Origin of the sequence: Kitasatospora sp. NPDC088548, from assembly GCF_044753005.1 — a bacterium.
Lineage (GTDB): Bacteria > Actinomycetota > Actinomycetes > Streptomycetales > Streptomycetaceae > Kitasatospora.
Genome location: NZ_JBIVMI010000026.1, coordinates 106224 through 129592 on the forward strand (window position 1 = coordinate 106224; position 23369 = coordinate 129592).

At 73.9% G+C, this 23369-nt stretch carries 16 protein-coding genes; 2 read left to right on the top strand and 14 right to left on the bottom strand.

Annotation, left to right across the window (positions count from 1 at the left end; genetic code table 11):
• The first annotated feature begins 154 nt into the window (after positions 1-154).
• The gene (locus ACIP82_RS28585; RefSeq protein ID WP_363609596.1) at positions 155-1957 is read left to right on the top strand and encodes an FAD-dependent monooxygenase; all 1803 of its coding nucleotides are present in this window, start codon (positions 155-157) and stop codon (positions 1955-1957) included.
• Between the two features lie 48 nt (positions 1958-2005).
• Here the strand turns inward: ACIP82_RS28585 and rny are convergent, their stop codons facing one another.
• From rny to ACIP82_RS28620, 7 genes are all read right to left on the bottom strand, one after another.
• On the bottom strand, positions 2006-3460 hold the full coding sequence (rny, locus tag ACIP82_RS28590) for a ribonuclease Y (protein ID WP_400657413.1): 1455 nt from the start codon (positions 3458-3460) through the stop codon (positions 2006-2008).
• Positions 3461-3637: 177 nt separating this feature from the next.
• Complete coding sequence (recX, locus tag ACIP82_RS28595) at positions 3638-4702, bottom strand: recombination regulator RecX (protein WP_400657415.1); 1065 nt, start codon at positions 4700-4702, stop codon at positions 3638-3640.
• Between the two features lie 4 nt (positions 4703-4706).
• The gene (gene recA / locus ACIP82_RS28600; RefSeq protein ID WP_363609600.1) at positions 4707-5822 is read right to left on the bottom strand and encodes a recombinase RecA; all 1116 of its coding nucleotides are present in this window, start codon (positions 5820-5822) and stop codon (positions 4707-4709) included.
• 176 nt (positions 5823-5998) lie between these two features.
• The gene (locus ACIP82_RS28605) at positions 5999-7333 is read right to left on the bottom strand and encodes an AI-2E family transporter (RefSeq protein ID WP_400657418.1); all 1335 of its coding nucleotides are present in this window, start codon (positions 7331-7333) and stop codon (positions 5999-6001) included.
• Positions 7334-7383: 50 nt separating this feature from the next.
• Positions 7384-7578 (bottom strand): DUF3046 domain-containing protein, encoded by a 195-nt coding sequence (locus ACIP82_RS28610; protein ID WP_363609603.1) that lies wholly within the window; start codon positions 7576-7578, stop codon positions 7384-7386.
• A gap of 49 nt (positions 7579-7627) precedes the next feature.
• A complete protein-coding gene (locus ACIP82_RS28615) occupies positions 7628-8182 on the bottom strand; it encodes a GNAT family N-acetyltransferase (protein ID WP_400657421.1) in 555 nt (184 codons plus the stop codon).
• A gap of 87 nt (positions 8183-8269) precedes the next feature.
• Entirely contained in the window at positions 8270-9838 is a 1569-nt protein-coding gene (locus ACIP82_RS28620; protein ID WP_400657423.1) for a S8 family serine peptidase, read from the bottom strand.
• Positions 9839-10004: 166 nt separating this feature from the next.
• Between ACIP82_RS28620 and ACIP82_RS28625 the strand changes: the two genes are divergently transcribed.
• On the top strand, positions 10005-14759 hold the full coding sequence (locus tag ACIP82_RS28625; RefSeq protein ID WP_400657425.1) for an ATP-dependent helicase: 4755 nt from the start codon (positions 10005-10007) through the stop codon (positions 14757-14759).
• A 466-nt stretch (positions 14760-15225) separates the two neighbouring features.
• Here ACIP82_RS28625 and ACIP82_RS28630 read toward each other — a convergent pair whose 3' ends face one another.
• From ACIP82_RS28630 to ACIP82_RS28660, 7 genes are all read right to left on the bottom strand, one after another.
• A complete protein-coding gene (locus ACIP82_RS28630; protein WP_363609610.1) occupies positions 15226-15594 on the bottom strand; it encodes a helix-turn-helix transcriptional regulator in 369 nt (122 codons plus the stop codon).
• Positions 15595-15905: 311 nt separating this feature from the next.
• Complete coding sequence (locus ACIP82_RS28635) at positions 15906-16382, bottom strand: CinA family protein (RefSeq protein WP_363609636.1); 477 nt, start codon at positions 16380-16382, stop codon at positions 15906-15908.
• A 26-nt stretch (positions 16383-16408) separates the two neighbouring features.
• A complete protein-coding gene (gene pgsA / locus ACIP82_RS28640; protein ID WP_400657447.1) occupies positions 16409-16990 on the bottom strand; it encodes a CDP-diacylglycerol--glycerol-3-phosphate 3-phosphatidyltransferase in 582 nt (193 codons plus the stop codon).
• A gap of 53 nt (positions 16991-17043) precedes the next feature.
• A complete protein-coding gene (rimO, locus tag ACIP82_RS28645; protein WP_400657427.1) occupies positions 17044-18525 on the bottom strand; it encodes a 30S ribosomal protein S12 methylthiotransferase RimO in 1482 nt (493 codons plus the stop codon).
• Positions 18526-18621: 96 nt separating this feature from the next.
• Complete coding sequence (locus ACIP82_RS28650) at positions 18622-19485, bottom strand: helix-turn-helix domain-containing protein (protein WP_400657429.1); 864 nt, start codon at positions 19483-19485, stop codon at positions 18622-18624.
• Between the two features lie 275 nt (positions 19486-19760).
• Entirely contained in the window at positions 19761-22448 is a 2688-nt protein-coding gene (locus tag ACIP82_RS28655) for a DNA translocase FtsK (protein WP_400657431.1), read from the bottom strand.
• 124 nt (positions 22449-22572) lie between these two features.
• The gene (locus ACIP82_RS28660; protein WP_363609620.1) at positions 22573-23205 is read right to left on the bottom strand and encodes a response regulator; all 633 of its coding nucleotides are present in this window, start codon (positions 23203-23205) and stop codon (positions 22573-22575) included.
• Positions 23206-23369: the final 164 nt, after the last annotated feature.

Genomic DNA, 23369 nt, shown 5'->3' on the forward strand with positions numbered 1-23369 from the left:
AGCGACGAGCGACAGACGACGCAGGAGCGCCAGAGCGAGGAGTGTGCGTGTCGGGTCCCGAGCGCCCCGCCGGTTCCGGACGCCCGGCCGCGAACGGGCGGGTCACCGCGTATGACGCCGCCCCGCCGGCCCGCCCCCGCCCGGAGGTCCCGGCATGGACCCGGTGATCGTGGTCGGGGCCGGACCGGTCGGTCTGGCCCTGGCCCTCGCGCTCGCCCGGCACGAGGTGCCGACGATAGTCCTGGACGAGGGTTCGGGGCTCTGTCCCGAGGGTCCGCGCAGCGTCGTCCTCGGCGCCGACACCGCCGCCTTCCTGACCCGGATCGGTTACCCGAGGGCCGTCTCCGACGCCGCCCAGTGGGACGCCTTCACCATCTGGCGCCGCCGCCAGGAGGTACTCCGGATCGACCTCGCCGGCACCCCCGTCCTGCACCTGCCGCAGCACCGCCTCCAGCGCGGCCTGCGCGACGCCCTGACCGGCACCCCGCTGGTCCGCCTCGTCCCGCTGAACCGGGTGACCGAACTCGAACAGGACCGCGACGGTGTCAGCGTCCGCACCCGCAACCCGCAGAACGGCACCGAGACCTGGTGGCGCGGCAGCCACCTGGTCGGCTGCGACGGCGCCCGCTCCGCGGTCCGCAAGCTGCTGAGGATCCGCTTCCCCGGACGCCCGGCCGTCGACCGCAACGCCATCGCCACCGTCCGCGTGGACCTCCCCTTCAACGAGGCCCGGCTGCACCGCGAACCCCCGTGGCGCGGCGACCGCGAGGCCTCCGCCCGCCCGCTGCCGGACGGCGTCTGGCGCCTCGACTGGCGGCTGCCCCCCGGCCGGCCCGCCGCCACCGAACCGGTGGACCCGCACGCCACCTGGCCCGGCATCGTCACCGGGGACACCCTGCTCACCCGGGTGACCTCCACCCTCACCGGCTGGTGCGGCGAACTGCCCCGGTACGAGCTGCTCGCCGCCGCCGACCACACCGCCCAGCAGCGCCTCGCCGCCCGCTTCCGCAGCGGCCGCTGCTTCCTCGCCGGCGACGCCGCCCACCTGCACGGCGCCCTCGGCATGCAGAACCTCGCCGACGGGCTGCGCGACGCCGACAACCTCGCCTGGCGGCTCGCCCTCGCCTGGCACCTCCACTCCGGCGGCCCCCAGCCCGGCGGCTCACTGCTCGACGGGTACGAGGCCGAGCGGCGCGGCGCGGTCGGTGCCCGGCTGCGCGCAGTCGACCAGGCCATGCCGATGCTGCGCCCGCTGCGCGGCTGGCAGCAGACCCGGCGGTCGCTGCTCACCGGATCGTTCCGCAAGCACGCGCCGCTGCTCGCCGACGGCCAGCTGGGCACCGGCCGCTTCGGCGGCGCCCCCGCCTACCCGGCGGCCCCCTCCGGTGTCCCCGCCCGGGTGCCGGTGCAGCGCGGCACGCGCGGGACGACCTCACTCAGCGAGCTGCTGCCCACCACCGCGCCCGGCGTGCTCGTCCCTGACCTGCCGGTGCTCTCCACCGACGGCACCCCCGACCAGCTGCACGCCCGGCTCGGCGCGACCTTCCTGCTGCTGCTCGTCGCCCCCGGCACCGCCGTCTGGTCCGCCGAACACTGGCTGGGCGCCGGGCTGATGCCCCGGCTCGCCGAGGTCGCCGCGGCGCTGCCGGTGCCGGCCGAGGTACTGGTCACCGAGGAGTACCCGGGCGCGGGCCCGCACACCGTGCTGCTGATCCGGCCGGACGGCCACCTGGTCGGGATCACCCAGGGCGCGGCGGCCGAGGACCTCCAGGCGCTGGCCGACCGGGCCCGGGGCGGCCCGGCGCCGCTCCCCGGCGCCCCCGACCCGGAGCCGGGCCCGGAGCAGGCCCCTGGGCCCGGGCCTCGGTCCGCCCCGCAGGCTTCGCCCCAGCCCACCCCGCAGCCCACCCCGCACGGTGCCGTCCGGTCCGTCCGGCGCCCGGGCGGACTCGCGTAGCCGGGCCACCCTCCGCGGGGCCCGGCGTCCGACCCGACCGGTCCGGCCTCAGCGGGCCACTTCGGTGACCCGGCTCTCCCGGACCACCGTCACCCGGATCTGTCCCGGGTAGGTCAGCTCCTCCGCCACCTGCTTGGCGACCTCGCGGGCGATCACCTGTGCCCCGAGGTCGTCCACCACCTCCGGCCGCACCATCACCCGCACCTCGCGGCCGGCCTGCATCGCGTACACCGCGGCCACCCCCTCGTGTGCCCGGGCGATCTCCTCCAGCCGCTCCAGCCGGCGCACATAGACCTCCGCCGACTCCTTGCGCGCCCCCGGCCGACCGCCCGAACAGGCGTCGGCGGCCTGGGTCAGCACCGCCTCCACCGTCCGCGGCTCCACCTCTCCGTGGTGCGCCGCGATCGCGTGCACCACCTCCGCCGACTCCCCGTGCCGACGGGCGAACTCCGCCCCGACCGCCGCATGGCTGCCCTCGACCTCGTGCGTCAGGGCCTTGCCGATGTCGTGCAGCAGCGCCGAGCGCCGCACCGGCTCCGGGGCCACCCCGAGTTCGGCGGCCATCATCCCGGCCAGGTGCGCGGACTCGACCAGGTGCCCGAGCACGTTCTGGCCGTACGAGGCCCGGTAGCGCAGCGTGCCGAGGGTCCGGACCAGCTCCGGGTGCATGCCGTCGATCCGCACGGCCAGGAGGGCGTCCTCACCGGCCCGCACACAACGCCGCGCCACCTCCTCACGGCTGCGCTCGTGGACGTGCTCGATCCGCAGCGGATGGATCCGGCCATCCTCGACCAGCTGTTCCAGGGTGAGCCTGGCGGTCTCCCGGCGGACGGGGTCGAAGCAGGAGAGCTGTACCGAGGCCGGGGTGTCATCGACGATCAGATTGACGCCGGTGACGGATTCGAAGGCCCGGATGTTGCGGCCTTCGCGGCCGATGATCCGGCCCTTCATCTCCTCGTTCGGCAGCCGGAACACCGACACCGCCGTCTCGGCGGTCTGCTCGCCGGCCAGCCGCTGGATCGCCCCGGCGACGATCCCCCGGGCCAGTCGCTCGCCCTCCTCCTTGGCCGCGCGCTCGATCTCCCGGACGGTGACGGCCGCCTCCCGCCGCGCCTCGGTCTCGGCCTCCCGGACGAGTTCGGCCCGGGCCTGCTCGGCCGACAGCCCGGCCGCCCGTTCCAGCGCCCTCGCCCGATGTGCCACCAGTTCGATGGCCTCGCTCCGGGCGCGCTCCAAGTCGACGGACCACTGGGCGAGTTCGCCCTCCTGTACGCGAAGCCGGCCCAGCTCCTCGGTCAACCGCTCTTCCCGGCGGTCGAGTTCGGCCCGCTGCCGGGCGGCCTGTTCCTCGGCCCAGCGCCGGGTCCGCTCCGTCTCGGCGGTGGAGCGCCGCTGTACGGCCTGGAGGCGCCGGACCATCAGCCAGGCCGACACCACGACGACGATCAGGACGCCCGCCAGCAGCAGGGAGGCTACCGATCCGGTGCTCACCGCGATCCTCATCCTGCCCACTCCCCGTCCCTGCGCGGCACGCCGCCCGGAACCGCCCGCGACCGGGCCTCGGACAGGCCTGCCCGAGGTGTGATCGGGGTGCTCCCGCACTGAGTGCGAGGCTAAGCGCGGGTTACGAAACGGTCAATACTGGCCTGGGAGTTGGCCAACTCCGGCACAACGGCGTGATCACTCCCACTCCTCGCCGGACGGACCGTCCATGCCGTCCTCGCCGGACTCCTCCTCGTCCAGCACCTCCCGGACCACCCGGTAGGCAAGCCCCTCGGAGTAGCCGCGCCGGGCCAGCATGCCGACCAGTCGGCGCATCCGGGCCTGCCGCTCCAGGCCTCTGGTCACCCGCAGTCTGCGTTCGACCAGGGCCCGGGCCGCGTCCTCCTCGTCGTCCTGGTCGAGCTGCGCGACGGCCTGCTCGACCAGGTCGCCGGCCACCCCCTTGGTCCGCAGCTCCTGGGCCAGCGCGCGCCGGGAGAGACCGCGGACGGCGTGCCGGGACTCCACCCAGGCCTGGGCGAAGACCGCGTCGTCGATCAGCCCGACCTCTTCCAGCCGGGTCAGCACCCCGTCGGCGACCTCGTCCGGGATCTCCCGCTTGCGCAGGGCGTCGGCGAGCTGCTTGCGGGTCTTGGCCGCACCGGTGAGCAGCCGCAGGCAGATGTCCCGGGCCCGGGCCTCGGGGTCGGCCGTCTCCTCCGCCCCGGACCTCCCGGGCTGTCCGGACCGCTTGGCCGGCTTCGTCCGCCGGGCCGCCCCGGGCTCCGGGGCGTCATCGCGGCCGTCACGATCGTCGAGACCGGTACGTTCGTCGCGGCCGTCGCGCTCATCGCGTTCCGCCCGGGTGCGGGCCCGACGCGCGCGCGGCCCGGTGTCGGAGGAGGAGGCGGCCGCACCCCCGTGACCGGCCGCCTCTCCCCCGGCCCGGCGACCGGGGGCTGCCTCCTCCTCCAGCGCCGAACGGCGTCGGCGTCGGCCCGTGGGCAGGTCCGACGCGGACACCAGCCCGAGCCCGCCCCCCACGGCGTCCATCGGCCCAGGGCCCGTCTCCGGGCCACGTGCCGCCTGGCCCGGCGCCCGGCCGGCCCGCCGCGACGGCGCCCGCCGGGAGGCCCGCTCCGGCTCCGGTTCCCCCCCTGGGTCCGGCTCCGGCTCGGCCACCGCGGCGAACCAGTCCGGCGGCCCGTAGTCGTCGTCCGGGCCCGCCGGGCCGTCGCCCGTCACCGTGTTGTGCTGTGTCAACGGTTCAGGCCTTGGCGGCCGCCGCCGTCTTCTTCGCCGCGGCCGTCTTGGTGACGGTCGCGGTGATCGGCTTGGCCCCGCTCTCGGCGGCGGCCGGCGCCTCGCCCTCGGCCGGCTCCTCCGTCTTCGGGCCGATACCGAGCTTGCTCTTGATCTTCTTCTCGATCTCGTCGGCGAGCTGGGGGTTGTCCCGCAGGAAGTTACGGGCGTTCTCCTTGCCCTGGCCGAGCTGGTCGCCCTCGTAGGTGTACCAGGCACCCGACTTGCGGATGAAGCCGTGCTCGACGCCCATGTCGATCAGACCGCCCTCGCGGCTGATGCCCACGCCGTAGAGGATGTCGAACTCGGCCTGCTTGAACGGCGCGGCGACCTTGTTCTTGACGACCTTGACGCGCGTGCGGTTACCGACCGCCTCGGTGCCGTCCTTGAGGGTCTCGATCCGGCGGATGTCCAGGCGGACGGAGGCGTAGAACTTCAGCGCCCGGCCACCGGTCGTGGTCTCCGGCGAGCCGAACATGACGCCGATCTTCTCGCGGAGCTGGTTGATGAACACCGCGGTGGTGTTCGACTGGTTCAGCGCACCGGCGATCTTGCGCAGCGCCTGGCTCATCAGTCGGGCCTGCAGACCGACGTGCGAGTCACCCATCTCGCCCTCGATCTCCGCACGCGGGACGAGCGCCGCGACGGAGTCGATGATCACCAGGTCGATCGCGCCGGAGCGGATCAGCATGTCGGTGATCTCCAGGGCCTGCTCACCCGTGTCCGGCTGGCTGACCAGCAGGGCGTCGGTGTCCACGCCGAGCTTCTTCGCGTACTCCGGGTCGAGCGCGTGCTCCGCGTCCACGAACGCGACCGTGCCGCCGGCCCGCTGGGCGTTGGCCGCCAGGTGCAGGGTCAGCGTGGTCTTGCCGGAGGACTCGGGGCCGTAGATCTCGACCACCCGGCCGCGCGGGATGCCGCCGACCCCGAGGGCGACGTCCAGGGCGGTGGACCCGGTGGGGATCACGTCGATCGGCTCGTTGGCCTTCTCGCCCAGGCGCATCACCGAGCCCTTGCCGAACTGCCGCTCGATCTGGGCGAGCGCGGTCTCAAGAGCCTTCTCGCGGTCCGTACCTGCCATGGCTTCCACCCTCGGGTTCTGTGCTGTGCGCTTCATCGTTCTCGACGCTAGCGCGTCCCACCGACAATCGGCCCAGACCGGGCTCCGCCTGTGGAAAACTCTTCGCCGGAGAGTACAAAGAACATCTGTTCGATTCAAGCGGGATTCGTTCGCACAAGCCGCCCGGCCGCCCCCCGCTACCCCTCCTCGCCTTCGTCGCCCCGCCCCCGACCTGCGGTTCCGTTCTGCTGCTCGCCCGCCCCGACCATCCGCCGCAACCGGCTCGCCGCCTTCCGGCGCAGCTCCCGCCGGGCGCGTCGCTGCTCCCCCCGGTCGATCCGCGGGTCGGTGGCGACCTCGTACCGGCGCACATAGGTGCCGACGAAGCCCTGCAGGGTGGCCGCCGCCGGAATGGCGATCAGCGCGCCGACGGCACCGAGCAGCGCCGCGCCCGCGATCACCGCGCCGAACGCCACGGCCGGGTGCACGTCCACCGTCTTCGCGGTGATCCTCGGGTGCAGCAGGTAGTTCTCGATCTGCTGGTAGACCACCACGAACGCCAGCACCCAGAGCGCGTCCACCGGCTCCACGGTGAGCGCGACCAGCACCGGCAGCGCACCGGCCAGATAGGTGCCGATGGTGGGCACGAACTGGGACATGACGCCGACCCAGATCGCCAGCGCGACCGAGTACGGCAGGTCCAGCAGCGCGAACATCACCCAGTGCGCCAGCGCCGACGCGACCGCGAGCAGCGCGCGCGAGTACAGGTAGCCGCCGGTCTTGGCCAGCGCGATCTCCCAGGCCCGCAGCACCTCGCCCTGCTTGGCGGGCGGCAGCATCGAGCAGACCGTCCGGCGCACCCTGGGGCCCTCGGCGGTGAAGTAGAAGGTGAAGAGGCCGACCGTGAAGGCCTGGAACAGCCCGCCGATCAGGGTGGAGGAGACGCCCCAGACGTTGTCGGCGGCCTGCTGGGCGTAGCTCTCGATGGCGCCGGAGTCCTTGAGCAGCTTCTTCTGCAGCTCGTCCAGCGACAGGTCCTGATGGAAGGTCTTGTTGATCCAGTTGATCAGATTGTCGAGCAGATGCGGCAGGTCCCCGGCGATCTTCGCCACCTGATCGACCAGCAGGGTCCCTAGCGCGGTCAGGAATCCGGCCACGGCGACCACGACCGCGACGAAGACCAGGAAGGTGCCGATGCCGCGCCGCACACCCCGGGCCGCCATCCGGTCCACGGCCGGCTCCAGCGCCAGCGAGAGGAAGAAGGAGACCAGCAGCATCACGAAGAGGTCGATCAGCTGGTGGAAGGCCCAGTCGGCGAGCTGGAACAGCCCGACCAGGACCAGCGCCAGCACCATCGCCCGGGGCAGCCAGCGCGGCATCCCGGTGCCCCAGAGCCCGCCGCCCGCGTCCGGGGACAGCGGCGGCGCGGGCTGCAACGGCTCGGGCTGCGGCGGTGCGGGCTGCGGGCCCGGGGCCTCGTCGACGACCTGCGTCAACCTGTCCGAATTCTGCTGTTCTGCACTGCTTGTCACTCGGACAGTCTGGCCCATCGCCGTCGCCCGCCCGAGCACCGGGCACCGGCTCAGCGCAGCAGCGACGAGACTCCCTGGGTGTCACAGACCACACGCCAGACGTCCTTGGCCTCCCAGCCCGCGTCCAGCGCCTGCCGGATCGTCCGCCCGCCCAGCTCGCTCATCACATGATCAGAGGCGAAGGACTCCGCGTACGCCTCACCGAAGTGCGCGTACATCCGTCGCCAGAACTCCGTCAGCCTCATGGCCACCAGTATCCCGGACCCGGGCCGGGGCGCCGCGGCCGAGGCGGCCTCAGGGCCTCCAGCCCGCCGCCTCCAGCGCGTACTCGACCTCGCCCAGCTCGCTGCCGGGAATCGGCTCGGGGTGGTCCTCGTGGAAGGTCCGCACACAGGAGAGCCCGGCCTTCGCCATCACCCGCCGCGAACCACTGTTGACCGTCATCGTGTACGCGACCACCCGGCGCACACCGAGCTCCTCGAAGCCCCGGCGGACCAGCGCCCGCGCGCCTTCCGTGGCGTAGCCCCGCCCCCAGGCCGACCGGCGCAGCCGATAGCCGAGTTCGACCTCGCCCCGGTCCTCCGTGCCGGTCGGCCGGAACTCGAACCAGCCGAGAAAGGCACCGCCCACCCGCTCCTCGGCGGCCCACCAGCCGAGCGTGCCGTACCGCTCGTAGTGGTCGAGAAAGCGCGGCAGCACCTCGCGCTCGACCACCTCGCGCGGGGTGGCCCGGCCGCCGGTGAGGTACCGCATCACCTCGGGGTCGCCGTCCAGCTCCACCAGGTGGTCCACGTCGGCCCCGGTGAAGCGGCGCAGCACCAGCCGCTCGGTGGCCAGGAAGACGGTCATGCCCCCGATCGTCGCCGATCGTGCCCCACCTGTCACCGGGTTTTCCGCCCCCCTGCCGGGCGTTCGCGGTCGCCCGGCAGGGGCGGCTCAGTGCGGCAGCGCCAGCGTCCCCGCGCCGTAGTACTGCCGGTCGCCGCAGGCCCGCGGGCCGGGCGGACAGGCGGCCGCCGCGGCGCCGGCCAGCAGCGCGGCGAGCCGGTCCGAGCCCCAGTCCGGGTGCAGCGCCGCGGCCACCGCGACCGCGCCGGTGACGTGCGCCGCCGCCATCGAGGTGCCGGCCAGCGCGGCGTACCGGCCGCCGGGCCAGTCGGAGACGATCGCCCCCTGCGGGCCGCCGTCCGGGTCTCCCCCCGGGGCGGCCAGCGAGACCTTTCCACGCCCGTAGTTGGAGTAGGCGGACGGCTGGCCGTCCCGGTTCACGGCGGTGACCGTGACCACGCCGGGCAGTTCACCGGGCAGCCGAACGCACTCGGTGCCGACGTACCGGGACTGCGCCGGTCCTGAGGTGCGGTCGTTGGGACTGCGGTCGTCGGTCCTGGCGGCCCCGAGGTCCTGGCTGTCGTTCCCGGCCGAGGCCACCACCACCGCGCCCCGGCGCTGGGCGTACCCGGAGGCCCGGGCCACGGCGGTGATCAGCGCGGCCTGGTCCCGGTCCTCGGGGCAGTTGTACTTCCACGGGTCCGCGAAGTAGCTGTTGTTGATCGCCTTGGCGCCGTGGTCGGCGGCCCAGAGCATGCCGCAGACGATGTTCTCCGCGTAGTACTGGCCGAGCGGGCCGAGCAGCCGGACCGCCGCGATCCGGACGCCGGGGGCGACCCCGGCGACCCCGCGGCCGTCCCGGGCGGCCCCGACGATCCCGGCGACGTGGGTGCCGTGGCCGCTCTCGCCGATCCCCGGGTCGGGCCGCCAGACGCCGGTCCGCCCGTCGGGGCGGCCGTCCGCGCAGGAGGCCGAGCTCTTCGGGTCGACCGCGGCGCGCAGGTCGGGGTGGGTGTCGTCGACGCCTGAGTCGAGCACCGCGACCAGCACCCGGCGCAGCGCGTCGGCGGAGGGCCTGCCGGGGTCGGCGGCCGGACCGCGCAGCAGGGTGGGCGAGGCGCCGGCCGTGCCGAGCAGGGCGAGATTCCAGGCATCGTGTTCGCCCGGGTCCGGCACGGTGACGGAGGCGTCGTCCCCGCCGTCCGCGCTGCCGCCACCCGGCCGTCCGCCGTCCGCATCGACGTCCGCCCGGTCCGCGCTGTCGCCGGCACCGGCACCGGCACCGAAGTCCCCGGCGCCGGCCAGCGGCCGGGGCGGGCCCGGCACCGGTGCGGTCCGGGTGGCACCGACGGCGGCCACCCCGGGCCGGCCCCGGACCTTGTCGGCGAAGCCACCGGTCGCGTACGCGAGCACGGCCCCGATCTGCGGGTACTCCTGGACGACCTGCCCGCCCGCGGCACGCGCCTCGGCCCCGGCCCGGGCGGCCCCGGCGGCGTCCTCCTGCTCGGCCAGCACCAGGTAGCTGAGGTAGGCCCGCCCCGGCCCGGCCACGTACGGGACGGCACCGACGACGACCAGCGCGGTGAGCAGCATCGCGAGCAGGGCGCGGACCGACGCCTTGGCGCGGCGCGGGACGGCGCAGGCGGGACCGCGGCCGGACGGGTGCACCTGCGCCATCGCACGGTCTCCGCTCGTCGGTCCCGGTGGTCACGGGAGGATCACGGGTCTGAATAATCACCATAGGAGCGGATTGTCTGTTTTGCCTTTTTGGCTCTTCCGGACGGCACAGCCGCGACCGCCCCACCACGGCTCCCTTGTCAGTGCCACCGGGCACCATGGGGGCATGGCACCCCAGACCCGGAACCCGTCGCCCGCCGGCCCCCCGGCCGATCCGCTGGCCGGATTCGCCCCGGCCACCCGGGCCTGGTTCACGGGGGCCTTCACCGCGCCCACCACCGCCCAGGCCGAGGCCTGGCACGCCATCCGGCAGGAGACCGACGTCCTGGTGGTCGCCCCCACCGGCTCCGGCAAGACCCTCGCCGCGTTCCTCTCCGCCCTGGACCGGCTCAGCACCACCCCGCCCCCGGCCGAACCCAAGCGCCGCTGCCGGGTCCTCTACATCTCCCCGCTCAAGGCCCTCGCCGTCGACGTCGAGCGGAACCTGCGCGCACCGCTGACCGGCCTGCGCCAGGCCGCCGTCCGGCTCGGCCTGCCCGAGCCCGAGGTCCAGGTCGGCATCCGCTCCGGCGACACCCCCGCCGCCGACCGCCGCCGCTTCACCACCCACCCGCCGGACATCCTGATCACCACCCCCGAGTCGCTCTTCCTCCTGCTCACCAGCGCCTCCCGGGAGGCCCTGCGCGGCATCGACACGGTGATCCTCGACGAGGTGCACGCCGTCGCCGGCACCAAGCGCGGTGCCCACCTCGCCCTCAGCCTGGAGCGGCTGGACGAGCTGCTGGAGCGCCCGGCCCGTCGGATCGGCCTGTCCGCCACCGTCCGCCCGGTCGAGGAGGTGGCCCGCTTCCTCAGCCCCCGGCGCGGCGCCACCGTCGTCCAGCCCGCCGCCGCCAAGGAGTTCGACCTCTCGGTGGTCGTCCCCGTCCCCGACCTGGACGACCTGCCCACCGCCCCCGCCACCGGCGGCGGTCCCCCGGCCTCGCGGCCGGGAGGTGCCCCCACCGACACCGACCCGGCCCGGCAGGCCTCCATCTGGCCGCATGTCGAGGAGCGGATCGTCGACCTCGTCCAGGCCCACCGCTCCACCATCGTCTTCGCCAACTCCCGCCGGCTCGCCGAGCGCCTCTGCAACCGGCTCAACGAGATCGCCTACGAGCGCGCCGTCGGCGAGCCCCTGCCCGAATCCCACGCCCCCGCCCAGCTGATGGCCGAGTCCGGCACCGCCAAGGGCGCCCCGCCCCTCCTCGCCCGGGCGCACCACGGATCGGTCTCCAAGGAGCAGCGCGCGCTCGTCGAAGAGGAGCTGAAGGCCGGCCGGCTGCCCGCCGTGGTCGCCACCTCCAGCCTGGAACTCGGCATCGACATGGGCGCGGTCGAGCTGGTCGTCCAGGTGGAGTCCCCACCCTCGGTCGCCTCCGGCCTCCAACGGGTCGGCCGGGCCGGCCACCAGGTCGGCGCCGTCTCCACCGGCGTCTTCTTCCCCAAGTACCGGGGCGATCTGGTGCAGTCCGCGGTGGTCACCGAACGGATGCGGGCCGGGCGGATCGAGGCGCTGCGCATCCCGCGCAACCCACTGGACGTGCTCGCCCAGCAGCTGGTCGCCATGACGGCCCTGGACACCTGGCCGGTGGACGACCTGCTCGCCCTGGTCCGCCGGGCCGCGCCGTTCGCCACCCTCCCGCAGTCCGCCTTCGACGCCGTCCTCGACATGCTGGCCGGCCGCTACCCGTCGGACGCCTTCGCCGAACTCCGCCCCCGCCTGGTCTGGGACCGCGTGGCGGGCACCGTCACCGGCCGCCCCGGCGCCCAGCGGCTCGCCGTCACCTCCGGCGGCACCATCCCCGACCGCGGCCTGTTCGGCGTCTTCATCGCCGGCTCCGCCGCATCCGAGGCGAAAGCGGGCAGGAAGGGCGGCGGCCGGGTCGGAGAGCTCGACGAGGAGATGGTCTACGAGTCCCGCGTCGGGGACGTCTTCACCCTCGGCACCACCTCCTGGCGGATCGAGGAGATCACCCACGACAAGGTGCTGGTCACCCCCGCCCCCGGGATCCCCGGCCGGCTCCCGTTCTGGAAGGGCGACACCCTCGGCCGCCCGCTCGAACTCGGCCGCGCCCTGGGCGCGTTCACCCGCGAACTCGGCGCCCTCCCGCCCGAGGCCGCCACCGCCCGGCTCCAGCAGGCCGGTCTGGACGACTGGGCCGCCGCCAATCTGCTCGCCTACCTCGCCGAACAGCGCACCGCCTGCGGCCACCTCCCGGACGACCGCACCATCGTGGTCGAGCGCTTCCGCGACGAACTCGGCGACTGGCGGATCGTCATCCACTCCCCCTTCGGCGCGCAGGTGCACGCCCCCTGGGCGCTCGCCCTCGCCGCCCGGCTGCGCGAGAAGCACGGCCTCGACCCGCAGGTCATGCACGCCGACGACGGCATCGTGCTCCGCCTCCCCGACGCCGACCTGCTCGACTTCCCCATGGAGCCGCCGGAGCGGGCGAGTTCACCGGACGACGCCCCGGTCGGCGCCGACGCCGCGCTGTTCGACCCCGGCGAGATCGAGCAGCTCGTCACCGACCAGGTCGGCGGCTCCGCCCTGTTCGCCTCCCGCTTCCGTGAGTGCGCCGGCCGCGCCCTGCTGCTCCCCCGGCGCAGCCCCGGCAAGCGCACCCCGCTCTGGCAGCAGCGCCAGCGCGCCGCCCAACTCCTCGAGGTGGCCTCCGAGTACGGATCCTTCCCGATCGTGCTGGAGGCCGTCCGGGAGTGCCTCCAGGACGTCTTCGACGTCCCCGGTCTGGTCGAGCTGATGGCGGACCTCGAATCCCGCGCGGTCCGCGTGGTCGAGGTCACCACCCCCGAGCCCTCCCCGTTCGCCCGTTCCCTGCTCTTCGGCTACGTCGCCCAGTTCCTCTACGAGGGGGACTCCCCGCTCGCCGAGCGCCGCGCCGCCGCCCTCGCCCTCGACTCCCGGCTGCTCTCCGAACTCCTCGGCCAGGCCGAGCTGCGGGAGCTGCTCGACCCGCAGGTCCTCGCCGAGCTGGAGGCCGAGCTCCAACGCCTCACCCCCGAGCGCCGGATCAAGGACGCCGAGGGCGTCGCCGACGCACTGCGCCTGCTCGGCCCGCTCACCGAGGCCGAACTGACCGCCCGCGGCGCCGATCCGCTCTGGGCGCTCGAACTCGAAGCGGCCCGGCGGCTGATCCAGGTCCGGATCGCCGGAGAGCGGCGCTGGGCCGCCGTCGAGGACGCCGGACGGCTCCGCGACGCCCTCGGCACCCCCCTGCCGGTCGGCGTCCCCGAGGCCTTCACCGAGCCGGTCAAGGACCCGATGGGCGACCTGCTCGCCCGGCACGCCCGCACCCACGGCCCGTTCACCGCCGCCGAGGCCGCCGCCCGCTTCGGTCTCGGCACCGCCGTCGTCACCGGCACCCTGCACCGGCTCACCGCCACCGGCCGCCTCGTCCAGGGCGAGTTCCGCCCGGTCGAGGGCCACACCGCCACCGTCGAATGGTGCGACGCCGAGGTCCTGCGCCGGCTGCGCCGCCGTTCGCTGGCCGCCCTGCGCCAGGAGGTCGAACCCGTACCGCCCCGCGCGCTGGCCGCGTTCCTCCCGCAGTGGCAGCACCTGGCCGGCCACCGGCTGCGCGGCCCCGACGGCCTGGTCCGGGTGGTCGAACAGCTCCAGGGCACCGCCCTGCCCGCCTCCGCCCTGGAGAAGCTGATCCTCCCGGCCCGGCTCGCCGACTACTCCCCCGGTCTGCTGGACGAGCTGATGGCGGCCGGCGAGATCGGCTGGTCCGGTGCCGGCGCCCTGCCCGGCACGGACGGCTGGATCAGCCTGCACCTCGCCGAGAACGCCCACCTGCTGCGCCCCGAGCCCGTCCCGCCCGCCGTCACCCCCGTGCACACCGCCGTGACGGCGGCCCTGACCGGCGGCTACGGCCTGTTCTTCCGCCAACTGGTGGAACGGCTGCGCGCCGAGGGCCTGACCGAGACCCCCGAGTCCGAGATCGTCGAGGCCCTCTGGGACCTGGTCTGGGCCGGGTACGTCAGCAATGACACCCTCGCCCCGCTGCGCGCCCTGCTCGGCTCCGCCCGGACGGCCGGGGCCACCGCCCACCGTGCCCCGCGGGCCACCCCGCGCGGCCGCTACGGCGGCGCGGGCCGCCTCTTCGGCCGCGCCGGCGGCGCCCTGCGCAGCGGCCCGCCGACGGTGGCCGGGCGCTGGTCGCTGCTGCCCGCCTTCGCCGCCGACCCGACCGTCCGGGCCACCGCCCGGGCGCAGAGCCTGCTGGACCGGCACGGCCTGCTCACCCGGGGCGCGGTGGCGGCCGAGCGGGTGCCGGGCGGCTTCGCCGGGGTGTACCGGGTGCTGTCCGCGATGGAGGAGCGCGGCCGGGCCCGCCGGGGCTACTTCGTGGAGGGGCTGGGCGGCGCCCAGTTCGCCATGGAGGGCGCCGCGGACCGGCTGCGGTCCGTCAGCGGCCGGCTGGAGCGCGCCCGGGCCACCGAGTGGCCGGCCCGCCCCGCCGCCGAGCTGCCGCAGCTGCTGGTGCTGGCCGCCGCCGACCCGGCGAACGCCTACGGCGCCGCCCTGCCCTGGCCCGAGCCGCCCACCGCTGCGGGGGCCACGGAGGCGAGGGCGCACCGGCCCGGCCGCAAGGCGGGCGCCCTGGTGGTACTGGTCGACGGCGAGCTGGCCCTCTACGTCGAGCGCGGTGGCAAGTCCCTGCTGGCCTGGCCGGAGGACGAGGCCACCCGCGCGGCGGCGGCGTCCGCCCTGGCCGCGGCGGTCCGCCAGGGCGCGCTCGGGAGTGTCACCGTCGAGCGCGCCAACGGCGAGCCCGCCCTGGGCTCGGCCCTGGGCGCCGTCCTGGAGGAGGCCGGCTTCCACGCCACCCCCCGGGGCCTGCGGCTGCGACCGTAGGCCTCACCGACCACACCGGCCGCACCAATCACACCGGCCCCGCACCGGTAAAGAGCCCGTATGCCACGGCGAAGGCCGCGGGGTCGTTGCCAACCCCGCGGCCTTCGTCAAGCAATCAGTCGCTGATGTCACCCGATCGGAGGTTCCGCCTCCACCCGGGCCACGGCCTCACCCGTTCGGTGCCGGGATGGTCCGGTGGCACTCCAGTCCGCGTGGACCGGAATCAGACCGAGCCCCCAGCCGCCGGCCACGAGCAGTCCCAGCACGGCCCCGTCGGCCAGTTCCCCCTGGACGGCCGACAGCCACCAGCAGAGTCCGCCCACCAGGACCACCAGGCGCCATCGAAGCGGCCGGGGAATCGTTCGCCCCAGCCGTATTCGGGCCTCGGTGCACGCCGTCGAAGCTCTCCGCACGACCGCCTCCTTCGCTCGCCCCGGGCACCAGGCGCCCGGGCGTCGAGGCCAGGTCAGGCGGCGACCACGTCCATCGCGGCAGCCTTGGGCGAGAGGTTCGCCCGGTCGGTGCCGGGGGCGGGCAGCGGTACCGGTTCGAGCACCGGCCTCAGCAGTTCACCTTCGGAGAGGGTGGCCATCGACGCAAGTTCGGCGAGCGACAGCTCGTCACTGACCTCGCGCATGACCTCGGACATGCGGACGTCGAGTGCGTCGCAGATCGCGGAGAGCAGCTCCGAAGAGGCCTCCTTCTGCCCCCGCTCGACCTCGGAGAGGTAACCGAGCGAAACCCTGGCAGCTGCCGACACCTCGCGAAGTGTGCGGCCCTGGCGCTGGCGCTGCCGACGCAGTACATCGCCCAGTAGGCGACGGAGCAGGATCATCGGTGCCTCCCTCCTCGGACTGCGGATCGAGATGTCACGTCCCCACCGTACCGCCTTGCCCGCTTCGCGTGCGGGGACCATGGTCGTGTTCACTCTGGGCTGCAAGGCTGTCCCCTCCCCTGTTTCGGTGTCGCTCCCGGGCCTGCGGACCCCTCGTCGGACCCGTCCTGCGGCACCCGGCCACCGCCGCGCAACTCGTTCGCCACCTGGTTTCTGCCCAACCAGGCCCTTGGATGTAACACGATCCTCCAGCTGCGCCATACCCGTACGCCAGTTCGGCAGATCTCGGTTCGATGGAGCTCTCGACGGGTTCAGTGCACGGCCGGGCCGGACGGCAGCCGCCCGACGAGCAGCTCCAGGGCGGCGGTGACCGCCCTGTGACGGATTGTGGCACGCTCCCCCGACAGCCGTGGCGAACTGACCAGAGTTCCCCCCGGACCGGCGACGGCGAGGTGCACCGTGCCCACCGGCTGCCCGTCCTGCGGCTCCGGACCGGCCACCCCGGTCGTCGCGAGCCCGTACGTGGCGCCCAGCAGCCGTCGTACGCCCTCGGCCATCTGCCGGGCCACCACGGGGTGGACCGGCCCGTACACGGCCAGCAGGCCCTCGTCGACGCCGAGCACCGAGGCCTTCAGCTCGGTCGCGTACGCGGTGACCGAGCCCCGGAAGGTCGCGGACGCCCCGGGAACGTCCACCAGCGCGGCCGCCAGCAGCCCGCCGGTCAGCGACTCGGCGACCGCCACCGTGCTGCCCTCCCCGCGCAGCGCGGTGTGCGCCCGCACCGCCAGCTCGTAGTCCACCCCGGTCTCCCCCGTCACCGGCCCGCGCGCTCCGCGGCCAGCCCCTCGCGGCGCATCCGAAGCGCCTGCCCGACGTAGTCCAGCGCGGTGCCGATGGTCAGCAGCACCGCCAGCGCCATCAGGACGGCCCGCGCGGTGGCCAGCCAGCCGGTCAGCTCCAGCACGTACATGCCGACGGCGATGCCCTGGGTGAGCGTCTTCAGCTTGCCGCCCCGGCTGGCCGGGATGACCCCGTACCGGATCACCCAGAACCGCATCAGCGTGATGCCGAGCTCGCGGGCCAGGATCACCACCGTGACCCACCACGGCAGGTCGCCCAGCACGGAGAGGCCGATCAGCGCCGCGCCCATGATCGCCTTGTCGGCGATCGGGTCGGCGATCTTGCCGAAGTCGGTGACCAGGCCCTTGCGCCGGGCCAGCTCCCCGTCGAACAGATCGGTGATCATCGCGACGGCGAACGAGGCCCAGGCCACCGCGCGCCACTTGGGGTCGTGTCCCCCGTCGGCGAAGAGCAGCGCCACGAAGACCGGCACCAGCAGCAACCGGAGCATCGTGAGCATGTTCGCGATGTTCCAGATCCCCGGCAACGGGGGCATCGCGGCCTCCGGTCTGTCCGGGTGGGCCGCGGCCGGGGCGCCGGGCCCGTTGGTCATTCCCCGGCTCCCGCGGCCTGGCGGACCCGTGTCTGCTCCAGCGCCTCGGCGACCAGGTCGACGCCCTCGCTGGCGACCACCCGGGCCCGGTAGAACTGGCCGACCTCGGGGTCCTCGACGCCGGTGAGCGTGGTGAGGCCGTCGGTCTCGGGCGCCTGGTGGGCGGCCCGGCCCTCGACCAGATCGCCCTCCACGGACTCGATCAGCACCTCGACCTCGCTGCCGATCCGCTGCTCGGCCCGCTGGGCGGTCAGCTCCTCGGCGAGCCTGGTCAGCCGGTTCAGCCGGTCCGCCACCACGTCCTCGGACAGCTTGCCGTCGTAGGTCGCGGCCTCGGTGCCGTCCTCGTCCGAGTAGCCGAAGACCCCGATCGCGTCCAGGCCGGCGTGGGTGATGAAGCGCTCCAGCTCGGCGAAGTCCTCCTCGGTCTCACCCGGGAAGCCGACGATGAAGTTGGAGCGGGCACCGGCCTGCGGGGCCTTGCCGCGGATGGTGCCGAGCAGCTCCAGGAACTGGTCGGTGCTGCCGAACCGGCGCATCCGGCGCAGCACCGCCGGCGCCGAGTGCTGGAAGGACAGGTCGAAGTAGGGCAGCACGTCGGCGGTGCCGGTCATCGCGTCGATCAGCCCGGGGCGCATCTCGGCGGGCTGCAGGTAGGAGACCCGGACCCGCTCGATGCCGTCGAGCGCGGAGATCTCGCCGAGCAGGGTCTCCAGCAGGCGGATGTCGCCGAGGTCCTTGCCGTACGAGGTGTTGTTCTCGCTGACCAGCACGACCTCGCGGACGCCCTGCTCGGCCAGCCACTGGGCCTCGTGCAGCACGTCGGAGGGGCGGCGGGAGATGAACGAGCCGCGGAAGGCCGGGATGGCGCAGAAGGAGCAGCGCCGGTCGCAGCCGGAGGCGAGCTTGACCGAGGCGACCGGGTTGTCGTCCAGCCGCTTGCGCAGGGTGCGCGGGCCGGAGGCGGGCGCGACGCCCTCCGGAAGGTCGGCGATGGTCTCGGCGGCGCCGTGGCCGGGCAGCGCGATCTCGGCGGCGGCGGCCTGGCGCTCGACCGGGCTCAGCGGCAGCAGCTTGCGGCGGTCGCGCGGGATGTGCGGGGCGTGGTGGCCGCCGGAGAGGATGGTCTGCAGGCGGTCGGAGATGTCCGAGTAGTCGTCGAAGCCGAGCACGCCGTCCGCCTCGGGCAGCGCGTCGGCCAGCTCCTTGCCGTACCGCTCGGCCATACAGCCGACCGCGACGACCGCCTGGGTGCGGCCGTGCCCCTTGAGGTCGTTGGCCTCCAGCAGGGCGTCGACGGAGTCCTTCTTGGCGGCCTCGACGAAGCCGCAGGTGTTGACGACGGCGACGTCGGCTTCGGCGGCGTCGTCGACGAGCAACCAGCCATCGGCCTCCAGTCGCCCGGCGAGTTCCTCGGAGTCCACCTCGTTGCGGGCGCATCCGAGCGTGACAAGGGCGACAGTACGGCGTTCAGGCATAGGGCCAAGATTAACGCGCGGCCCCCGGTGCCGTTCGCCCCGGAGGCCACGCGCCTCGGATTACCAGATCTTCACCGGGCCACCGGGCCCGCGCCGTCAGCCCGCCTGCGGGTCGCCGGGGGTGTACGTGACGTGCACCACCTGGCCGTCCTTGCCCGCCGGACCGAGATCCTTGCCGTTGACGTACACGTGCACGGCACCGGCGTTGCCGATCACCAGCTTGATCTGCTTGGGGTCGGTGAAGGTCTGGTCCTGGCCCTCCGCGATGTTGTTCTGGAACAGCGACTTCCCGTTGCCGTCCAGCGCGGAGACCCAGCTGGTGTCCTTCTCGGCGACCAGCTTCACGGTGACCTTGTCGGCCGGGACGGCGGCGATCGCCGCGGCGCTCGGCGCCGGGGCCGGCGGCTGCACGCTCGGCGAGGCGGCCGGGGCGACCGAGCCGGTGCCGGAACCGCTGGGCAGCGGCGCGCTGGCGGAGCCGGTGGTGGAGCCGCCGGTCTTGCCGCTGACCAGGTTGAAGCCGATCAGGGCGACCACCGCGAAGATCGCGGCGACCATGGCCGCCGTCCAGTTCGGCCGGCTGCGGCCGGGCACCTTGATCGGCCCGCTGTCGATCAGCTGGGTCGGCCGCTTCGCGGCGGGGGCGCCGCCGTGCGCGGCGTCGTACCGCGCCACCAGCCCGTCGCCGTCCACGCCGACGGCCCGGGCGATCAGGCGGATGTGACCGCGCGCGTAGAAGTCACCACCGCAGCGGGCGAAGTCGTCCGCCTCGATGGCGTGGACGATCGGCACCCGGACCCGGGTGGCGGTGCTCACCTGATCCACCGTGAGGCCGGCGTCGATCCGTGCGGTGGACAGCACCCGGCCGATGCTCACGGCATCGGCCGTCGGTTCCGCGCCGTCGGACGGCTGGGCGGGCGTCGGGGCGTTCTCGCGGTCGGGGGACTTGCCGATGGTCACGGGGCACGCCTTTCGAGCGGATGGCCACCTGCTGGAGAACAGTCTAGGGGCGTGGACGGTTCGTTTCTCAAGCGGAACAGGCCCGAATGCGCGCGGCCTTCCCGGCCCGGGCCCGGCCGGTCGCTGACCGGCCGTCAGCACGAGGGCCGCCGTTCCCGGAAGCCCGCTTCCGGCCTGTGACGCGGTGTGCGTCCGAGCGGTTCCCGCACACCGCGCCTACCCTCCTCCGAACGAGTGAACACCCCTCGGCGGTCGCCACCGTCCCCGGTCCGGAATCAGCCCCGGATGGTGAGGATGACGCCGTCGAGCTCCTCCGGTTTGACCAGCACGTCGCGGGCCTTGGAGCCCTCGCTCGGGCCGACGATGCCGCGCGACTCCATCAGGTCCATCAGCCGGCCGGCCTTGGCGAAGCCGACCCGGAGCTTGCGCTGGAGCATCGAGGTGGAGCCGAACTGGGTGGAGACCACCAGCTCGGCGGCCTGGATCAGCAGGTCCAGATCGTCGCCGATCTCCTCGTCGATCTCCTTCTTCGGCCCGGAGCCGACCGTCACGTCGTCCCGGTAGACGGCCGTCAGCTGGTCCTTGCAGTGCTGGACGATCGCGGCGATCTCCGCCTCGGTGACGAACGCGCCCTGCATGCGGATCGGCTTGCTGGCGCCCATCGGCAGGAAGAGCGCGTCGCCCTTGCCGATCAGCTTCTCCGCGCCGGGCTGGTCCAGGATGACCCGGGAGTCGGCCATCGCGGAGGTCGCGAAGGCCAGCCGGGACGGCACGTTGGCCTTGATCAGGCCGGTGACCACGTCCACCGAGGGCCGCTGGGTGGCCAGCACCAGGTGGATGCCGGCGGCGCGGGCGAGCTGGGTGATGCGGACCACCGAGTCCTCGACGTCACGCGGGGCGACCATCATCAGGTCGGCCAGCTCGTCGACGATCACCAGCAGGTACGGGTACGGCTTCAGCTCCCGCTCGCTGCCGAGCGGCGGGGTGACCTTGCCGGCCTTGACCGCCGCGTTGAAGTCGTCGACGTGCCGGAAGCCGTACGCGGCGAGGTCGTCGTAGCGCAGGTCCATCTCGCGCACCACCCACTGGAGGGCCTCGGCGGCCTTCTTGGGATTGGTGATGATCGGCGTGATCAGGTGCGGGATGCCCTCGTACGCGGTGAGCTCGACCCGCTTGGGGTCGACCAGCACCATCCGGACCTCGTCCGGGGTGGACCGGACGAGCACCGAGGTGATCAGGCAGTTGATGCAGGACGACTTGCCCGCGCCGGTCGCACCGGCGACCAGGATGTGCGGCATCTTGGCGAGGTTGGCCATCACCGTGTGGCCCTCGACGTCCTTGCCCATGCCGACGACCATCGGATGGGTGTCCTCGGCGGCCGTGCGCGAGCGCAGCAGGTCGCCGAGGTTGACCATCTCGCGGTCCCGGTTGGGGATCTCGATGCCGACCGCGGACTTGCCGGGGATCGGGCTGATGATCCGCACGTCCGGGCTGGCCACCGCGTACGCGATGTTCTTGCCGAGCGCGGTGATCCGCTCCACCTTGACGGCGGGGCCGAGCTCGACCTCGTACCGGGTGACCGTCGGACCCCGGGTGAAACCGGTGACCTTGGCGTCCACCTTGAACTCGGCGAAGACCCCGGTGAGCTGGGCCACCACCTCGTCGTTGAGGGCGCTGCGGGCCTTGGCCGGGCCGCCGCGCTCCAGCAGGTCCAGCGAGGGCAGCGCGTAGGTGACGTCGCCGGCGAGCTGGAGCTGTTCCATCCGCACCGGCGCCGGGCCGTGCTCCTCGGGCGCCGGCTGGGCGCCGCTGCGGGCGGCCGGGACGGCGGCCTCCTCCGGCGGGGCGGTGCGGTCCTGGACCTGGTGCATCATGTCCGCCACCGCCGAGGAGGCAGGCACGCCGTAGACCAGCGCGCCGTCCAGGTCGGCGGCCGCGCCGGCGGCGAGATTCCGGGTCGCGTACGGGTCGTCCAGGTCCTTCGCGAACATGTCGGGGACGGCGGCGGCCTCCTGCTCGTCCGGCTGCTTCCGCCGTCGGCGGCGCCGGCGGGCGGCGACCTCGTCCCCCGGGCTGTCACCGTCGGTGTCCACGGTGAAGGGCAGCGCCGAGGGGTCCGCGTCCTCGGGCGGCTCGGTGGACAGCTCACGCTCCGGCGTACGCCCCTCGCCCAGTTCGTCCTGCGGCCCGGGCTCGACCACGCCGAGCCGCACGCCGACGCCGCGCAGCCGCTCGGGGATGCGCTTGACCGGGGTCGCGGTGGTGACCAGCAGGCCGAAGAAGGCCAGCAGCAGGAGCAGCGGTACCGCCAGCGGCGGCCCGGCGGCCGCCATCATCGGGGTGGAGACGGCCCAGCCGACGATGCCGCCGGCCGTCCTTATCCGGGTCGCGCCGCTGCCCATCATGGGCGCGCCGCAGCCGATGTGGACCAGGCCGAGCACGCCGACCACCAGCGCGCTCAGGCCGATCATGATCCGCCCGTTGGCCTCCGGCAGTTCCGGGTGGCGCATCAACCGGATCGCGACCGCCGCCAGCAGGAACGGCACCAGTACGTCCAGCCGGCCGAAGAGCCCGGACACCACGTTGGTGGCCGCCTCACCGAGCCAGCCCTGCGGGCTGAACCAGGTGCCGGCGGCGGTGACCAGCGCGAGCGCGAAGAGCAGCAGGGCCAGTCCGTCCCTGCGGTGCTCCGGGTGCAGGTTCTTGGCGCCGTCGCCGAAACCGCGGAAGATCGCGCCGAGCCCGTTCGCCAGGCCGAGCCAGACGAACCGGACGGCGCGGAAGAGGAAGGGCTGCTGCGGGGGCGGTGCGGGGGCGGGTTTGGCCGCCGCCTTCTTCGCCGGAGCGGGCTTACTGGCGGCCGTCTTCTTCGCGGGCGGCTTGGCCGGAGCCTTCGCCGCGGCCTTCTTGGACGGTCCCGGACTCGAGTTGCGTGCCGCGCTTCCGGGCGTACGTGTGGCCATGGTTCAGCAGCCTACCGGGGTCGGCCACCTGTGCACATGTGTCCGAGCCGGGGTGCCGGACGTGTCGCAGACACACCGTCACCCTGATCCACTTTCACCCGAAAGAGTGAAAGCAGTCCGGCGGCTACTCGGCGCCGGGGCGCATCGCCTCCAGCGCACGCCGCAGGCCGGCCAGCTTGCGCTCCAGGTGTGCCGCGGTGGCGGCCACGCCCGCGTCCTCGGTGGTGTCCAGCTGCTTGCCGAGCGCCTCGGCCTGCTCCTCGACCGAGGCCAGCCGCGCCGACAGCTCGCCCAGCAGCGCGCCGCCGAGGGTCGACTGGCCACCCGCCTCCAGTTGCAGGCGCAACAGCGCGGCCTGCTCCTTCAGCTGGCAGTTCTTCATGTAGAGGTCGACGAAGACGGAGACCTTGGCGCGCAGCACCCACGGGTCGAACGGCTTGGAGATGTAGTCCACCGCACCGGCCGCGTAGCCGCGGAAGGTGTGGTGCGGCCCGTGGTTGATCGCGGTCAGGAAGATGATCGGGATGTCCCGGGTACGCTCGCGCCGCTTGATGTGCGCGGCCGTCTCGAAGCCGTCCATCCCGGGCATCTGGACGTCCAGCAGGATCACCGCGAAATCGTCGGTGAGCAGCGCCTTGAGCGCCTCCTCCCCCGACGCCGCGCGCACCAGCGTCTGGTCCAGCGCCGAGAGGATCGCCTCCAGCGCCAGCAGGTTCTCCGGCCGGTCGTCGACCAGGAGGATCTTCGCCTTCTGCATTACGACCCGCCCTCCTGTCGCCTGCCTGCCTGGGGAAGGCACCCGCGTATTGCCCACCACTACCCCGGTCATGCTAGCCGCACCCCCTCGCCCGGCACATCGCTCCGTCGCAGAATGATCCGGAGCGGCGCGCACCCAGTGCACCGGCGCACGCTCAGCAGCGA

Coding starts and splice junctions, on each gene's coding strand:
- ACIP82_RS28585 (WP_363609596.1), top strand. CDS start 155: ATGGACCCGGTGATCGTGGTCGGGGCCGGACCGGTCGGTCTGGCCCTG.
- rny (WP_400657413.1), bottom strand. CDS start 3,460: ATGAGGATCGCGGTGAGCACCGGATCGGTAGCCTCCCTGCTGCTGGCG.
- recA (WP_363609600.1), bottom strand. CDS start 5,822: ATGGCAGGTACGGACCGCGAGAAGGCTCTTGAGACCGCGCTCGCCCAG.
- ACIP82_RS28610 (WP_363609603.1), bottom strand. CDS start 7,578: ATGAGGCTGACGGAGTTCTGGCGACGGATGTACGCGCACTTCGGTGAG.
- ACIP82_RS28615 (WP_400657421.1), bottom strand. CDS start 8,182: ATGACCGTCTTCCTGGCCACCGAGCGGCTGGTGCTGCGCCGCTTCACC.
- ACIP82_RS28620 (WP_400657423.1), bottom strand. CDS start 9,838: ATGGCGCAGGTGCACCCGTCCGGCCGCGGTCCCGCCTGCGCCGTCCCG.
- ACIP82_RS28625 (WP_400657425.1), top strand. CDS start 10,005: ATGGCACCCCAGACCCGGAACCCGTCGCCCGCCGGCCCCCCGGCCGAT.
- ACIP82_RS28630 (WP_363609610.1), bottom strand. CDS start 15,594: ATGATCCTGCTCCGTCGCCTACTGGGCGATGTACTGCGTCGGCAGCGC.
- pgsA (WP_400657447.1), bottom strand. CDS start 16,990: ATGCCCCCGTTGCCGGGGATCTGGAACATCGCGAACATGCTCACGATG.
- rimO (WP_400657427.1), bottom strand. CDS start 18,525: ATGCCTGAACGCCGTACTGTCGCCCTTGTCACGCTCGGATGCGCCCGC.
- ACIP82_RS28655 (WP_400657431.1), bottom strand. CDS start 22,448: ATGGCCACACGTACGCCCGGAAGCGCGGCACGCAACTCGAGTCCGGGA.
- ACIP82_RS28660 (WP_363609620.1), bottom strand. CDS start 23,205: ATGCAGAAGGCGAAGATCCTCCTGGTCGACGACCGGCCGGAGAACCTG.